This window comes from Nocardia sp. NPDC087230 (assembly GCF_044744725.1).
Taxonomy (GTDB): domain Bacteria; phylum Actinomycetota; class Actinomycetes; order Mycobacteriales; family Mycobacteriaceae; genus Nocardia; species Nocardia canadensis.
Window position 1 is genome coordinate 156,277 of sequence record NZ_JBIUYV010000002.1, and the last position, 14,489, is coordinate 170,765.

Here is a 14,489-nt window from a genome sequence, read left to right on the forward strand (position 1 = left end):
GGGCCGGTTGTCGATCTTGATGACCACACGCAGCGCCGGTCGGTCCCGGTTTCGCCCAGGAATCGCGCGCTGACCTGCGTTCATCGCACCGTTTCCATTCCGTGATATTTCCGTACACTCGGTCGGGTGCCCGTACCCGCCACCGTCGCCGATCCCCGGCCGAAGCTGCACGCCTATCTCGATATCGGCGTGGTCGTCGTCGTGCTGGCCTGCACCAATCTGATCGCGCATTTCACCACCGCGTGGGCCAATATCGTCACCGTGCCGGTCGCGGCCTTCGCGCTGCTGGCGCTGATGCGCAAGCGCGGGCTCGGCTGGGCCGAACTCGGCCTGTCCCCCAGGCACTGGCGTCGCGGCACGATCTACGCGCTCGGCGCGGTCGGGATCGTGCTCACCGCCGTCGCGATCGGCGCGATCCTGCCGATCACCCGGCCGTTCTTCCTCGCCGACCGGTACGCCACCATCTCCGGCGCGCTCATCGCCTCGATGATCGTCATCCCGTTGCAGACGGTGATCCCGGAGGAACTCGCCTTCCGCGGTGTCCTGCACGGCACCCTCGACCGGGTGCTCGGCGTCCGCGGACTGTTCGCGGCGGGCTCGCTGCTGTTCGGCTTCTGGCACATCGCCTCCTCGCTGGGCCTGACCAGCGGCAACAAGGGCCTGTCCGGGATCGTCGGCGGCGGACTCGTCGGCCAGATCATCGGCATCGCCCTCGCCGTCGCGGCCACCGCGGCCGCGGGTGTGGTGTTCACCTGGCTGCGCAGGCGCAGCGGCAGCCTGCTCGCCCCGATCGCCCTGCACTGGTCGCTCAACGGCGCGGGCGCGCTCGCCGCCGCCGTCGTCTGGCACACCGCGCTGCGCTGAGTCAGCGCTCGTCGGCCAGGGCCGGGTCGGTGGTGCGAACGGCGGCGAAGACATTCGCGCAGACCGTCACGAGGTCGTCGGGGTGGGTGGTGCGGCCGTCCATCAGCCAGTCGACCAGCAGGTGGTTCACGCCGCCGACCACGGTGACACAGGTCAGTCTGCTGCGTTCGGGGAGCGGCTGGGCCCGTGCCGAAGCCCACAACCCGGCGACCAGTTCGGCGTAGTCGCGCAGCACGCCGTGCCTGCGTTCTTCCATCCGCGCGGAGACGCCGACGACCTCGATCAGCACCACCCTGGCGCGGCGCGGGTCCTCGGTGAGATACCCGATGAAGGCGGCCAACCCCGCCGTGATCACATCGTCGAGGCGGGGCCCGGCACTCGACAGTGCCGCCACCGTGCGCTCGCGGAGCTGGGCGGTCGTCTCGTCGTAGAGCGTGGCCAGGCAGGACTCGCGGTCGCGGAACGACTCGTAGAAGTAGCGCTCGGTGAGACCGGCGATCCCACACAGCTGCTTGACCGTGCCCACCGCGTAGCCCTGGGTGCCGAAGAGTTCGAGCGCGGCATCCAGCAGTGCGGTTCGGCGCTGCTGGACTCGCTCCGCAGAGGTCCGTCCCGAGTACCGCCGACCCGCCGGGCGATCGGCGGACTGGTCTGTCATCGAAGTCTGTCCTTCTGTGCGACTGCGTGGAATACTAGGCCACAATTTCTGACAAGACGACATGTCAGAAGACTGTTTCCGCTGGATCGAAAGGCTTCGCCGATGAAACGCACCCACGCCGGCTCGGTCGTCGCGGTGACCGGCGGCGCCGCAGGCATCGGCCGCGAGATCGCGCGACAGTTCGCTGTCGCGGGCGCGCGCGTCTGCATCGGCGATCTCTCCGGCACGGCCGCCCGCACCACGGCCCGCGAGTTGCCGGGAACGGTGCACGGGTGCGAACTCGACGTCACCGACGAGCGCTCGTTCCACGATTTCCTCGCCACCACCGAGGCACTGCTCGGACCGGTCGACGTGCTCGTCAACAACGCGGGCGTGATGTGGGTCGGCGCGTTCGACACCGAACCCGACACCGCCACCACCCGGATGATCGCGGTGAATCTGCACGGCGTCATCCGCGGCGTGCGCCTGGTCGCGCCCGCGATGCGCACGCGCCGCCGCGGACACATCGTCACCATCGCCTCCGCCGCGTCCCGACTATCCCCTCCTGGCGAATCCACCTATGCCGCGACCAAACACGGGGTGCTCGGCTATCTGACCGGTGTGCGGGAAGAACTCCGGGGCTCGGGTGTGCACATCTCGGTGATCATGCCGGGTGTCGTCGACACCGAATTGGCGGCCGGAACGGCCACGGGCGCAGCCGAACTCCTGCAACCCGCCGATGTCGCGCGGGCGGTGCTCGCCGTGGTCGAGCGACCGCGCTTCGAAGTCTCCCTGCCCGGCTATATCGGCCCCCTGACCCATCTCGCCGGACTGCTGCCGCAGCGGCTTCGCGATATCGTGCTGCGCCGCGCGGTACCCGACCAGGTGGCGGCGGTCGCCGGGTCGTCCGCACGCGGGAAATACGAGAAGCGCACCCTCTCCTAGATCCACCCCGATCGCCCGGTTGTCGTTGACCACGACGCGGACGGCGTTTACGCTCTCTGGCAATCACACATATGTTCGATAGTCCATATGTTCGAGTGACCGGAAGGCGCCAGATGTCCGACGATCGGTCGATGGAGGATGCCGTCAGCTCGCCGAACACCGAGATCACGGCACTCGCACAGCAGGTCGCGACCGCGCGCGGCAAGCTCCCGCTGCAACACGACACGGCGCTCTACGACGCACTCTCCGACGCCGAGATCCGGGCCGAACGCGAACTGGCCGAATGGATCCGCGCCCAGCGCCGCAAACAGCGCCGCCACGCCGTCGCCGACGAACTGGCCGCCGAACAGCGCGACCGGCGCACCGGGGCGCTCATCCGCCGCGCCGACGAGGCCGACGCCCGCTGGCACCGCAAGGCCCTGGCCGCCCGGCGCCGGGTCTCCAGCGCCGACGCGCGCCTGGCCCAGCTGTACCGGCGGGCGGAGTGGTCCTCGCGCGCACTGATCGGGGTCGTCATCCTCGGCATGGTCTGGGCGGGCGTGAACGTCCAGCACAATCTCGTGCCCAGCGGGGACATGAGCGACCCGCTGTACTGGCTCAGCTTCGGTATCGAGGCGATGATCTCGATCCCGATCATCACCATCATGGTCGCCGCCACCACCGCCGCCCGCTGGGGCCGCGAGCTCGAACGCGGCAAGGTCCTGCTGTTCGAACTGGCCCTGCTCGGCACCACCGTCGCCCTCAACGCCGGACCCCACCTGGCCTCCGGATCCTTCGGCCGCGCCGCCGAATACGCCATCGCGCCGGTGATGGTGGGTGTGGTGATCTGGTTGCACGCGTGGGTGTCGGCGCGATACGCGTTGCTGATCGAAGGGGCTTCGGTCGAATTGCCCGGGGAGGCCGGGTACTCCGCTGCCGAGCGAGTGATGTCGATGGCGGGAGTCAGCTCGGGTGCGGCGAGCGCGCCGGAACGTATTGCGGTGCAGGATGGTTCGATGCCTCGCGCGGTCGGGCACGACACCGTCGCGGCCACAAACGAATCCGTTGCGGTCGCACACGATATTGCAGTCGAGGCCGAGGCCCTCGCGGCTGCCCACGGAACCGGCGCGGCCGCACATAATGGCGCGGTCGAGCGCGAGACGGTGACGGTCGCACACAGTGGCGCGGTCGGGCACGGAACCGTCTCGTTCGCGAACGATGTCGCGGGGACGTCGGCGACGGGGCAGTCGGGGGTTGCCGCCGACAAGGAGCGGGCCGCGATGCTCGCGGGTGCCGCGCAGACGAGTGCGCTCGAACCGCAGGAGACTTCCGTAGCGCAGGTAGTCGCACCGGTGACGACTGCGATGGACTACGCCGACTCCGAAGCTTCGACGTTGCGGGATGCCGCACCGGAACTTACCGCCGCGCAGGTCGACTCGGCTTCCGTCGAGACCCTTGCTGGTCGCGGTCAGCTCACTCATGGTCTCCGGCGGCCGTCTGCCGACAAGGTGACCGCGCCCGGCACCCTCGAGCTGATCCACAAGGCTGCCGCCGAGTACCGGCGCAACGGCGACCACGCCCGCGTCAACGGTGCGGTGCCCACGCTGCGGCGAATACCGGTCACCGCCGCCGCGCAGCCCACTGCGGGCGAGGCCACCGGTACCGACCCGGTTCCCGAGGCGACGGCGCACGCCGGCTCCGTCGCCCGTGACCGCAACGGCGACACCGCGGCACCCACCGAATCGGTAGTGGTGCACAACGATCCACAGGCACCGGTCGACGTGCCGGAACAGCTCACCCTGACGCCGGACCTCTCGCCCACGTCCGAGCAACTGCCGAACACCGGCCCGGCGCAGCGGCGCACGGTGCGCGAGCCCGCACCGAAACAGCAGTCCACCAAGCCTGCGGCGGCTCCTGGGCCCGAGCCGCAGCTGACAGCGGCCACCACCGTCTCGCCACAGCTCGACTCGGCGTCCGTCGCCGAGCAGCCTTCTGCCGATCAGCGATCGTCCACGACCGCGCCGGTGACGAAGTCGACAGCGGCGAGCATTGAACAGCCGCAGGCCACGGAGTCCACGACACGCGTCGCACAGCAGCACGACACGGAGTCCGCGGCGCGCGATGCGCAGCAGCAGGCTACGGAGTCCGCGGCGCACAATGCGCAGCAGCTCGCTGAGCCGGAAGCCGTGACTCCCGAAGCGGAGTCACCTTCGCGGGGCGAGACGAATGCCCTCTCGACGAGGCGACCGACAAAGGTCGCGGCGGTGGTCGCGGCTCCCGCGAGCGAGCAGTTTTCCGAACCGGTCGAGCCCGATCTCCACGACGAGGACGACCTCATCGACGAGTACGACTTCGACAACGACACCGAGGTCCGCGCCCTGGCCCGCCAGATCGCGCACCGCAGCCCGCTGCGCCTGACGCTCGATCAGATCGAGGAGATCCTCGAGCTCACCGATCAGTCGTGGTCCGCGCGCAGCATCGGGGCCGAAGTCGGCGTCTCCGGCAGCACGGTCACCAATATCGTCGAGTTCGCCCGCAAGATCCGTCAGCCGTACGCCTTCACCGGCTGACCACCGACCGCGCCCCGGCCCCGGCTCCTACGGGGCCGGGGACGCTTCACCCGCGACGGACCGGTGACCGCCTTCGTCGTGGTCCGCAGGCCGACCAGCAGGACCGAGCGGCGACGTGCGGCACCCGCACCAACGCCCCGAGCAACACGGTATTGCGCACCGCCCCGATCGACAGCACGTCCCGATAGGCCCGCATCGACAGATGCGTGACAGCACCCACCCCGCCACCGATTTCCCGGGGGATCTAGCCAGCATGTCGAGGTCGTCGCCAGACGCCCGGCAGCGGTCAGGTACGCCGGGGATTCGTCAGCGGCACCAGTCATTCACAGTCGTCGGGAAACAGCCGGAATGCGGGGTAACCGTTCAGTGGCCGAAGGACGCGGAAGTCGCGGCGATCAAGCGTGAGGATAGCGTCGGTGTCGTATTCCGCCGCCAACGCCACACAGACCGCATCGACCAGATCCAGATCCAGACCGTCGTAGGTCCCACGCACCGAGATCGCGGTGGCCAGCTGAGTGGCATCGACCTGAGCGAGGACGACACGAGTGGACGCGATGCGCTCTGCCAACAAGCCGAGAATCCGGTCGGCCACCTTTCGCCCGGCCCGGACACTCGCCACATGATGAACCTCGGTCAACGCCAACGGGCTGACCACGAGCGCACTAGCCGAATCCGCCGCGCGCCGAACCGCGAAGTGCTCCGGGTCCGAGCGATTGAACATCGCGAGCAGTCCAGAAGTGTCAGCGACAACGATCATGCGGACCGATTCATCGCGTCACGAATATCGTCCTTGCCGATCGGGCCACCGAGGTCGAAGGTTTCATCGTCTGCGAGTAACGGCGTCTCCCACTGTCGATTGCGCAAAAGGTAGGCACGCAGCGCATCGCGCATGATCTCGTTCTTGGACCGACCCTCGCCGTCTGCTTGAGCAGCGAGCGCCGCCTCTTCGTCATCGGTGAGCCGCATTGTCCACGCCATGAAACCCATGGTATCAACGATGAAACCACAGCGGTATGACCCGAGGAACGACGAAGGCCCGCTTCCCAGGGGGAAACGGGCCTTCGCTGCAACGATCTCGATGGATCGAGGAGGGACCTTACTTGGCCTTCTCCAGGACCTCGACCAGACGCCAGCGCTTGGTGGCCGACAGCGGGCGGGTCTCCATCAGCTGAACGCGGTCGCCGACGCCGGCGATCTCGTTCTCGTCATGCGCCTTCACCTTGGAGGTGGTGCGAATGATCTTGCCGTAGAGCTTGTGCCGGTGACGGTCTTCCAGCTCGACGACGATCGTCTTGTTCATCTTGTCCGAGACGACGTAGCCGCTGCGTACCTTGCGGCTGTTGCGCTCTTCCTTGTTCTCGCTCATGCCGCATCTCCCTTGCCAGCGGGTGCCGTGGCCAGGCCGAGCTCGCGCTCACGCATGACCGTGTAGATCCGCGCGATCTCATGACGGACGACGCGCAGACGTCGGTTGTTGTCGAGCTGACCCGTCGCCATCTGGAAGCGCAGGTTGAAGAGCTCTTCCTTGCTCTCGCGCAGTTTGGCCACGAGCTCTTCTTCGTTGAGCTCGCGGAGCTCTGCGGCCGGTGTTCCGGTAGCCATCAGAACTGCTCCTCCCTGGTCACGATCCTGCACTTCATCGGGAGCTTGTGCATCGCGCGGCGCAGGGCCTCACGAGCGATCTCCTCGTTCGGGTAAGACATCTCGAACATGACCCGACCGGGCTTCACGTTCGCGACCCACCACTCCGGCGAACCCTTACCGGAACCCATGCGGGTCTCGGCAGGCTTCTTGGTGAGCGGGCGGTCGGGGTAGATGTTGATCCAGATCTTGCCGCCACGCTTGATGTGGCGGGTCATCGCGATACGCGCCGACTCGATCTGACGGTTGGTGACGTAGGCGGGCTCGAGAGCCTGGATGCCGTACTCACCGAACGCCACCGCGGTGCCGCCCTTGGACATGCCGGAGCGACTCGGGTGGTGCTGCTTGCGGTGCTTGACCCTACGGGGCATCAGCATGCGTCAGCCCTCCTGACTCTCTGCCGGAGCCTCCGCCACTGCAGTGGCGGCACGCCCGACCTCGGTGCTGGTCGCGGTGGTGCCGGTGGCGCCGGACCGACGGGGGCGGCTCGGACGCTCGCGACGCGGGCGCTCCGGAGCAGCAGCGGCAGCGGTCAGCTCACGACGACCACCGACGATGTCACCCTTGTAGATCCAGACCTTCACGCCGATGCGACCGAAGGTGGTCTTGGCCTCGTAGAGGCCGTAGTCGATGTCCGCGCGCAGCGTGTGCAGCGGGACCCGACCCTCACGGTAGAACTCCGAGCGCGACATTTCGGCGCCACCGAGGCGGCCCGAGCACTGCACGCGGATGCCCTTGACGTTCGGCGAACGCATGGCCGACTGGATGGCCTTACGCATCGCGCGACGGAACGCCACACGGTTGGACAGCTGCTCGGCCACACCCTGAGCAACCAGCTGCGCATCCGACTCGGGGTTCTTGACCTCGAGGATGTTCAGCTGAACCTGCTTCTTGGTGAGCTTCTCCAGCTCGGCGCGGATGCGGTCGGCCTCCGCGCCACGACGACCGATCACGATGCCGGGACGCGCGGTGTGGATATCCACACGGACGCGATCACGGGTGCGCTCGATCTCGACCTTCGAGATGCCTGCCCGCTCCATGCCGGTGGCGAGGAGCTTGCGGATCTGAACGTCTTCCTTCACGTATTCCGCGTACTGCTTGTCCGCGTACCAACGCGACTTCCAGTCGGTGGTGATACCGAGGCGGAAGCCATGGGGGTTGATTTTCTGTCCCATTTACTTTGCCCCTCCCTTCCGGCGGCTACGAGTGGCGCCGGCGGTGGGCACGCTCTCGACCTCGATGGTGATGTGGCTCGTGCGCTTGCGAATCCGGAACGCGCGGCCCTGGGCCCGCGGCTGGAAACGCTTCATGGTGGCACCCTCGTCGACGAAAGCCGTCGAGATGACCAGGGTGGCCGGGTTGAGGCCGAGGTTGTTCTCGGCGTTCGCCGCGGCACTGGCCACGACCTTGGCGACCGGCTCGCTCGCGGCCTGCGGCGCGAACTTCAGGATCGCCAGGGCATCCTCGACACGCTTGCCGCGGACCAGGTCCACGACGCGACGCGCCTTCATCGGGGTGACCCGCACGTGCTTAGCGGTAGCGCGGGCAGTCGGGTTCTGAACCGTTTCGGTGTTGGTTTCAGTCATCGCCGCTTGCTCTTCCGGTCGTCCTTGACGTGGCTCTTGAACGTCCTGGTCGGCGCGAACTCACCGAGCTTGTGGCCGACCATGTTGTCCGACACGAACACCGGGACATGCTTGCGACCGTCGTGGACGGCGAAAGTGTGGCCGATGAAATCGGGGATGATGGTCGAGCGACGCGACCAGGTCTTGATGACCTGCTTCGTGCCCTTCTCGTTCTGCACGTCCACCTTCGCGAGGAGGTGGTCGTCGACGAACGGGCCCTTCTTGAGGCTGCGTGGCATTTCTTACCTCCTCCTTAGCGCTTCTTGCCGGTCTTGCGGCGGCGAACGATGAGCTTGTCGCTCGGACGGTTGGGCTTACGGGTGCGGCCCTCAGGCTGACCCCACGGGGAGACCGGGTGGCGACCACCGGAGGTCTTACCCTCACCACCACCGTGCGGGTGGTCGACCGGGTTCATGACGACACCACGGACGGTAGGACGGCGGCCCTTCCAGCGCATACGGCCGGCCTTGCCCCAGTTGATGTTCGACTGCTCGGCGTTGCCGACCTCGCCGACGGTGGCGCGGCAGCGCACGTCGACACGGCGGATTTCACCGGAGGGCATACGCAGGGTCGCGTACGGCCCCTCCTTGCCCAGCAGCTGAATGCTCATGCCTGCGGCACGGGCCATCTTGGCGCCGCCGCCCGGACGCAGCTCCACGTTGTGGATCGTGGTACCGGTCGGGATGTTGCGCAGCGGCAGGTTGTTGCCCGGCTTGATGTCGGCCGTGGGGCCGGACTCGATCGGGCTGCCCTGCTGGATGCCCTTCGGCGCGATGATGTAGCGCTTCTCGCCGTCGGCGAAGTGCAGCAGTGCGATGTTGGCGGTGCGGTTGGGGTCGTACTCGATGTGAGCGACCTTGGCCGGGATGCCGTCCTTGTCCAGGCGACGGAAGTCGATGACACGGTAGGCACGCTTGTGACCGCCACCGCGGTGACGCGTGGTGATGCGACCGTGCGCGTTACGACCACCGGACTTGGTGAGCGGGCGCAGCAGCGACTTCTCCGGCGTCGACCGGGTGATCTCGGCGAAGTCCGAGACGCTGGAGCCACGACGGCCCGGCGTTGTCGGCTTGTACTTACGGATTGCCATGAGTTCTTCTCTACTTTCTGGATGACCAGCCGCTTACGCGACCGGGCCTCCGAAGATCTCGATGGGCTTGCTGTCGGCCGAGATGGTCACGAGCGCGCGCTTGGTGTCCTTGCGCTTGCCGTAACCGAAGCGGGTCCGCTTGCGCTTGCCCTGACGGTTGGCGGTGTTGACGCTGGTGACCTTGACGCCGAAAACCTTCTCGACGGCAATCTTGATCTGCGTCTTGTTCGAATCCGGGTGCACCAGGAAGGTGTAGGTGCCTTCCTCGATCAGTCCGTAGGACTTCTCCGAGATGACCGGTGCGAGCAGGATGTCGCGGGGGTCGGCGATGGTGCTCACTTGCTCTCCTCCTGGGCCGCCTCGGCGGGACCGTGAACGAACGCGTTCAGGGCCTCGACGCTGAACACCAGTTCGTCGCTGTTGAGGACGTCGTAGGTGTTGAGCTGATCCGGGGCGATCGGCAGCACGTTCTGCAGGTTCGCCACGCTCTTCCACGCGGCGACGTCCTCGCGACCGACGACGACCAGGAACTTCTTGCGGTCCGACAGCTCGGACAGGAAGCTCTTGGCGGCCTTGGTCGACGGGGTCTGACCCGCGACCAGCTCGGTGATCACGTGGATGCGCTCGTTGCGGGCCCGGTCGGACAGGGCGCCACGCAGGGCGGCGGCCTTCATCTTCTTGGGGGTCCGCTGGCTGTAGTCACGCGGCTGCGGGCCGTGGACGGTGCCACCGCCGGCGAACTGCGGCGCACGGGTCGAACCCTGGCGGGCGCGGCCGGTGCCCTTCTGGCGGTACGGCTTCTTGCCACCACCGGAGACCTGACCACGAGTCTTCGTGGCGTGGGTGCCCTGGCGAGCGGCGGCCAGCTGCGCGATGACGACCTGGTGCATCAGCGCGACGTTGGCGGTCACGTCGAAGATCTCCGCGGGGAGTTCGACGGTGCCTTCGGTCTTGCCGCCTGCGGCCTTCACGGTCAGCGTCAGGTTGGCCTTCTTGTCGAGGCTGGTCATGCGTGCGCACCACCCTTCACGGCGCTCTTGACGATCACGACGTTGCCCTTGCGGCCCGGGATGGCACCCTTGACCAGGAGCAGGCCGTTCTCGGCGTCGACCTTGTGAACCGAGAGGTTCTGCGTGGTGACGCGGTCGTTACCCATACGGCCCGACATACGCATGCCCTTGAACACGCGGCCGGGAGTGGCGCAGCCACCGATCGAGCCCGGGCGACGGTGCACAGCCTGCGCACCGTGCGAGGCGCCCTGGCCCTTGAAGCCGTGGCGCTTCATGGTGCCGGCGAAGCCCTTGCCCTTGCTGATACCGGTCACGTCGACGTAGGTGCCCTCTTCGAAGACATCGGCGGAGAGCTCCTGGCCGACCTCGAAGGTGGAGGCATCCGCGACGCGGATCTCGGTGACGTGGCGGCGCGGGGTGACTCCGGCCTTGGCGAACTGGCCGGAAGTCGGCTTGTTCACCTTGCGCGGGTCGATGGCGCCGAAAGCGATCTGGACGGCCGAGTAGCCGTCGCGCTCCACGGTGCGGATCTGGGTGACCACGTTCGGGCCCGCCTTGATGACGGTGACCGGGACGACGCGGTTCTTCTCGTCGAAGACCTGGGTCATGCCGAGCTTGGTGCCCAGGATGCCGGCTGCGGGCCGGTTCTTGTTGTCAGTCATATCTCGAGTCCCCGTCACTGAATGTTGACGTCGACGCTGGCCGGCAGGTCGATGCGCATGAGCGCGTCGACCGTCTTCGGCGTCGGGTCGAGGATGTCGATGAGGCGCTTGTGCGTACGCATCTCGAAGTGTTCGCGCGAGTCCTTGTACTTGTGCGGCGAACGGATGACGCAGTACACGTTCTTCTCGGTGGGCAACGGCACAGGCCCGACCACACGGGCGCCAGTGCGGGTCACCGTCTCCACGATCTTGCGCGCAGACGCGTCGATCGCCTCGTGGTCATAGGCCTTGAGCCTGATGCGGATCTTTTGTCCCGCCACGCTAAGTGTCCTTTTCTCCGCTTTCCTTCGTGGTCACAGGAGCTGGCTCCTGCACCACCCTCATTTGCACAGCCCGAACACACGAAGACGTCTCAGTTTGGAGACCGCAACCGGGCACCGCCCAGTCCTCGCCGCTGTTCATCTGTCATGGTTCTCCGGCCCACGCGGTCGGGCGTGTCGCCTTCTCGCTCATTCTTCAGCCCTGGTCACTTGCTCACCCTTGGCCTGGAACGTGGTCCCGGACGTATCCACACCGGCTAGCCGGAGAGATACAAACTACTGCTCGCCTCGCTCGACCCGTCTTCTCCATGGAGAAGACATGATCCTGTGCAAGGCAACCCGAACAGTATGCACCATGCCGACGACGCTCTTCAAATCGGGGGTCCTGAGGTATCGATCACGCCCCAACAGGGCCATCTACCTGGACCGCACCGCCGACTGGGCTGTACCGACCCATGGTAGCTGGCACGACGCTACCGCTGGTCGGCGGAGGGTTCCGCGCTACCTTACTTTTGAGTAAGATACGGGCATGGCACAGGAAACCGCGACGTACCGCGGCTGGAAGAAACTGCCCGACAACCGACTCGGGCACACGCTGTTCTCGCTCGGCATGGTCGCTCGGGTGCCCTACTTCGGCACGGTGCTGCCCCAGGTCGTGCGGCTCGAGCCCGGCGTCTGCGAGGTGACCTCGCCCAAATGGTTCGGCATCCACAACCACCTGGGCACCTTCCACGCGATCGCGGCCTGCAACCTCGCCGAGGTCGCGATGGGCATGCTCAGCGAGGCCACCGTGCCCACCACTCATCGCTGGATTCCCAAGTCGATGAACGTGCAGTACCTGGCCAAGGCCGAGTCCGGACTGCGCGCGGTCGCCCGGCTGACCGAGATTCCCGACTTCGACGCGATCACCGAGGGCACCGAACTCACCGTCCCCGTGTCGATCTACGACAAGGACGGCATCGAAGTCGTGCACGCCGACATCACCACCTGGGTCACGCCGCGCTGAGCTGAACATCGGGCCCTGAAAAGCGTTGGATCGGTACGGTTGTGGCGAGACGACAACAGACGGGGAGTTCGATGTTGGAAGTCGCGCGACTGGTCCGGCGCTTCGGCGACAACGTGGCGGTCGACGAGGTGTCCTTCGCCGTGCCGCCGGGGGCGCTGACCGGCTTCGTCGGGGGGAACGGGGCGGGCAAGACCACCACCATGCGGATGATCATGGGGGTGCTGGCCGTGCACGGCGGCGAGGTCAGATGGGACGGGCGGGCGGTGACCGCGCTCGATCGCCGCTCGTTCGGATACATGCCGGAGGAGCGCGGGCTGTACCCGAAACAGCCGGTGTTCGATCAGCTCGTCTACCTGGCCAGGCTGCGCGGACTGAGCGCGGCCGAGGCGAAGGCGCGGGCCACCGAACTGCTGGAACGCTTCGGCCTCGGGGCCAGGAGCAAGGACAAGCTCGAGTCGCTGTCGCTGGGCAACCAGCAGCGGGTGCAGATCGCGGCGGCGGTGATCGCGCAGCCGACCGCCCTGATCCTGGACGAGCCGTTCTCCGGGCTCGATCCGGTCGCCGTCGATTCCATGGCCGAACTGCTGCGCGAGTACGCCCAGCAGGGGGTGCCGGTGCTGTTCTCCTCGCATCAGCTGGATCTGGTCGAGCGGTTGTGCGATCAGCTGGTGATCCTCGCCGCCGGGCGGGTCGTCGGGCAGGGCACGGTGGCGGCGCTGCGGGCGACGAGCGCGGCGCGATATCGGCTGGTCACCGATGGTGACCCGGGGTGGTTGCGGGAGTTCGCGGGGGTGCGGGTGGTCGAGACGAACGGATCGGCGGCGGTCATCGAGCTGGCCGGGGCGAGTACCGACGCGGTGCTCGCCGAGGCGCTGGCGCGGGGGTCGGTGCGCGAATTCGCCGAACTGCGGCCGACGGTGGCCGAGATCTACCGGGAGGTGACGGCGTGAGTACCTCCGCGTCGCGGGGCGTGTGGCGGATCGTCGCCGCCAGGGAGATCGTGGTGAAGCTGCGTGATCGCAACTTCGTCATCTCGACGGTGATCACCATCGTGGCCATCGTGGCGTCGCTGGCCGTGAGCGGGTTCGTCAGCAGCAGACCCGACAAGATCGAGGTCGCCGTCACCGGGCCGGAGACGGCGGCGGTGGTCCAGGCGGCCGGTGGCCTGGCCGCCGCGGCCGACACCGACATCACCTTCACCGCTTATCCGCTCCCGGATCGGGCCGCCGTCGAGCAGCAGGTGCGCGACGAGACCGTCGAAGTCGGGCTGGTGCCGGTGGACGGCGGCTGGCAGCTCATCGGTAAGACCGCCGAGAACGACGACGCCACCACCTACATCACCGCCGCCGCCGCGCAGCTCGCGTTGCAGCGCAATGCCGAGGCCGCCGGAGTGTCGCTCGAAGAGCTGGCGCGCGGAGCCGGGGTGACCTACGCGCTGCTGGAACAGGGTGGGGTCGATCCCGGGCTCGCCAAGATCGTGGCGTTCGTGTTCGCGTTCCTGTTCTATCTGGCGTCGGTGCTGTTCGGCATGTCCATCGCGCAGAGTGTGGTGGAGGAGAAGCAGAATCGGATCGTCGAGATCCTGGCCAGCGCGATGCCGTTGCGGCAGTTGCTGATCGGCAAGGTGGCGGGCAACGCGGTACTGGCGTTCGCGCAGCTCAGCCTGTTCGTCGGCGCGGGACTGATCGGCTTGGCCGCCACCGGGCAGGCCGATCAGCTGGGCCGGATCGCCGGTGCGGCAGGGTGGTTCATCGTCTTCTTCCTGGTCGGCTTCCTCGCCCTGGCCAGCCTCTGGGCGGTCGCGGGCTCGCTGGCGACCCGCAGCGAGGACCTCCAGTCCACCGCCACTCCCCTGTCGATGCTGATCATGATCGTGCTGTTCGCGGGGATCTTCCTCAGCGGCACGGCCCGGGTGATCGCCTCCTACGTCCCGATCATGTCCATCGTCGCCATGCCGGGCCGCCTCGCCGACGGCACCGCCGCCTGGTGGGAACCGTTCCTCTCGCTGGCCCTGATGGCGGTGGCCACCTACGGCATCGTGGTCGTGGCCGAACGCATCTACCGCCGCTCGCTGATGCAGACGCAGGGCCGACTCACCGTCCGCCAGGCCCTGGCCCTGGAGGACTGAGCCGAGCAGCGG

At 67.4% G+C, this 14,489-nt stretch carries 20 protein-coding genes; 6 read left to right on the forward strand and 14 right to left on the reverse strand.

The features are described 5' to 3' along the window. The first annotated feature begins 126 nt into the window (after positions 1-126). A complete protein-coding gene (locus tag ACIO52_RS07005; RefSeq protein WP_316573513.1) occupies positions 127-864 on the forward strand; it encodes a CPBP family intramembrane glutamic endopeptidase in 738 nt (245 codons plus the stop codon). Between the two features lies 1 nt (position 865). Here the strand turns inward: ACIO52_RS07005 and ACIO52_RS07010 are convergent, their stop codons facing one another. After that, positions 866-1,522 carry a TetR/AcrR family transcriptional regulator gene (locus ACIO52_RS07010; protein ID WP_218719400.1) on the reverse strand — a complete coding sequence of 219 codons (657 nt, stop codon included), beginning with the start codon at positions 1,520-1,522 and terminating at the stop codon, positions 866-868. A 102-nt stretch (positions 1,523-1,624) separates the two neighbouring features. On the opposite strand from ACIO52_RS07010, the gene ACIO52_RS07015 reads away from it, so the two are divergent. Both ACIO52_RS07015 and ACIO52_RS07020 read left to right on the forward strand, forming a co-directional pair. Then, complete coding sequence (locus tag ACIO52_RS07015; protein WP_218719399.1) at positions 1,625-2,446, forward strand: SDR family oxidoreductase; 822 nt, start codon at positions 1,625-1,627, stop codon at positions 2,444-2,446. 113 nt (positions 2,447-2,559) lie between these two features. Continuing rightward, positions 2,560-4,995 (forward strand): hypothetical protein, encoded by a 2,436-nt coding sequence (locus ACIO52_RS07020; protein ID WP_402642357.1) that lies wholly within the window; start codon positions 2,560-2,562, stop codon positions 4,993-4,995. A gap of 319 nt (positions 4,996-5,314) precedes the next feature. Here the strand turns inward: ACIO52_RS07020 and ACIO52_RS07025 are convergent, their stop codons facing one another. The 13 genes from ACIO52_RS07025 to rpsJ all read right to left on the reverse strand — a co-directional run bounded on the left by ACIO52_RS07025 (position 5,315) and on the right by rpsJ (position 11,343). After that, positions 5,315-5,752 (reverse strand): type II toxin-antitoxin system VapC family toxin, encoded by a 438-nt coding sequence (locus ACIO52_RS07025; RefSeq protein WP_218719397.1) that lies wholly within the window; start codon positions 5,750-5,752, stop codon positions 5,315-5,317. Continuing rightward, on the reverse strand, positions 5,749-5,973 hold the full coding sequence (locus tag ACIO52_RS07030) for a ribbon-helix-helix domain-containing protein (RefSeq protein ID WP_218719396.1): 225 nt from the start codon (positions 5,971-5,973) through the stop codon (positions 5,749-5,751). The genes ACIO52_RS07025 and ACIO52_RS07030 overlap by 4 nt, the downstream gene beginning before the upstream one ends. A 118-nt stretch (positions 5,974-6,091) precedes the next feature. Beyond that, positions 6,092-6,361, reverse strand: a complete 270-nt coding sequence (gene rpsQ / locus ACIO52_RS07035) for a 30S ribosomal protein S17 (protein WP_110037226.1) — start codon at positions 6,359-6,361, stop codon at positions 6,092-6,094. Then, on the reverse strand, positions 6,358-6,597 hold the full coding sequence (gene rpmC / locus ACIO52_RS07040; protein ID WP_019045024.1) for a 50S ribosomal protein L29: 240 nt from the start codon (positions 6,595-6,597) through the stop codon (positions 6,358-6,360). Before rpmC ends, rpsQ begins: the two co-directional genes overlap by 4 nt. After that, complete coding sequence (gene rplP, locus ACIO52_RS07045) at positions 6,597-7,013, reverse strand: 50S ribosomal protein L16 (RefSeq protein ID WP_019045023.1); 417 nt, start codon at positions 7,011-7,013, stop codon at positions 6,597-6,599. The genes rpmC and rplP overlap by 1 nt, the downstream gene beginning before the upstream one ends. A gap of 3 nt (positions 7,014-7,016) precedes the next feature. Then, positions 7,017-7,811 carry a 30S ribosomal protein S3 gene (gene rpsC, locus ACIO52_RS07050; RefSeq protein ID WP_067982377.1) on the reverse strand — a complete coding sequence of 265 codons (795 nt, stop codon included), beginning with the start codon at positions 7,809-7,811 and terminating at the stop codon, positions 7,017-7,019. Beyond that, positions 7,812-8,222 (reverse strand): 50S ribosomal protein L22, encoded by a 411-nt coding sequence (rplV, locus tag ACIO52_RS07055; protein WP_189030373.1) that lies wholly within the window; start codon positions 8,220-8,222, stop codon positions 7,812-7,814. It lies immediately after the preceding gene. Further along, positions 8,219-8,500: a 30S ribosomal protein S19 gene (rpsS, locus tag ACIO52_RS07060; protein WP_019045020.1), complete on the reverse strand. Its 282-nt coding sequence runs from the start codon at positions 8,498-8,500 to the stop codon at positions 8,219-8,221. The genes rplV and rpsS overlap by 4 nt, the downstream gene beginning before the upstream one ends. A 14-nt stretch (positions 8,501-8,514) precedes the next feature. Next, a complete protein-coding gene (gene rplB, locus ACIO52_RS07065) occupies positions 8,515-9,351 on the reverse strand; it encodes a 50S ribosomal protein L2 (protein ID WP_019045019.1) in 837 nt (278 codons plus the stop codon). Between the two features lie 33 nt (positions 9,352-9,384). Further along, the gene (gene rplW / locus ACIO52_RS07070; RefSeq protein ID WP_019045018.1) at positions 9,385-9,690 is read right to left on the reverse strand and encodes a 50S ribosomal protein L23; all 306 of its coding nucleotides are present in this window, start codon (positions 9,688-9,690) and stop codon (positions 9,385-9,387) included. Beyond that, positions 9,687-10,361, reverse strand: a complete 675-nt coding sequence (gene rplD / locus ACIO52_RS07075) for a 50S ribosomal protein L4 (RefSeq protein ID WP_019045017.1) — start codon at positions 10,359-10,361, stop codon at positions 9,687-9,689. The genes rplW and rplD overlap by 4 nt, the downstream gene beginning before the upstream one ends. Next, entirely contained in the window at positions 10,358-11,023 is a 666-nt protein-coding gene (gene rplC, locus ACIO52_RS07080) for a 50S ribosomal protein L3 (protein ID WP_019045016.1), read from the reverse strand. Before rplC ends, rplD begins: the two co-directional genes overlap by 4 nt. Positions 11,024-11,037: 14 nt before the next feature. Next, a complete protein-coding gene (rpsJ, locus tag ACIO52_RS07085) occupies positions 11,038-11,343 on the reverse strand; it encodes a 30S ribosomal protein S10 (RefSeq protein ID WP_003938093.1) in 306 nt (101 codons plus the stop codon). Between the two features lie 529 nt (positions 11,344-11,872). Between rpsJ and ACIO52_RS07090 the strand changes: the two genes are divergently transcribed. From ACIO52_RS07090 to ACIO52_RS07100, 3 genes are all read left to right on the forward strand, one after another. Continuing rightward, positions 11,873-12,349 (forward strand): hotdog fold domain-containing protein, encoded by a 477-nt coding sequence (locus ACIO52_RS07090; protein WP_218719395.1) that lies wholly within the window; start codon positions 11,873-11,875, stop codon positions 12,347-12,349. A gap of 71 nt (positions 12,350-12,420) precedes the next feature. Then, positions 12,421-13,299: an ABC transporter ATP-binding protein gene (locus ACIO52_RS07095; protein WP_218719394.1), complete on the forward strand. Its 879-nt coding sequence runs from the start codon at positions 12,421-12,423 to the stop codon at positions 13,297-13,299. Further along, on the forward strand, positions 13,296-14,477 hold the full coding sequence (locus ACIO52_RS07100; RefSeq protein ID WP_402642371.1) for an ABC transporter permease: 1,182 nt from the start codon (positions 13,296-13,298) through the stop codon (positions 14,475-14,477). Before ACIO52_RS07095 ends, ACIO52_RS07100 begins: the two co-directional genes overlap by 4 nt. Positions 14,478-14,489: the final 12 nt, after the last annotated feature.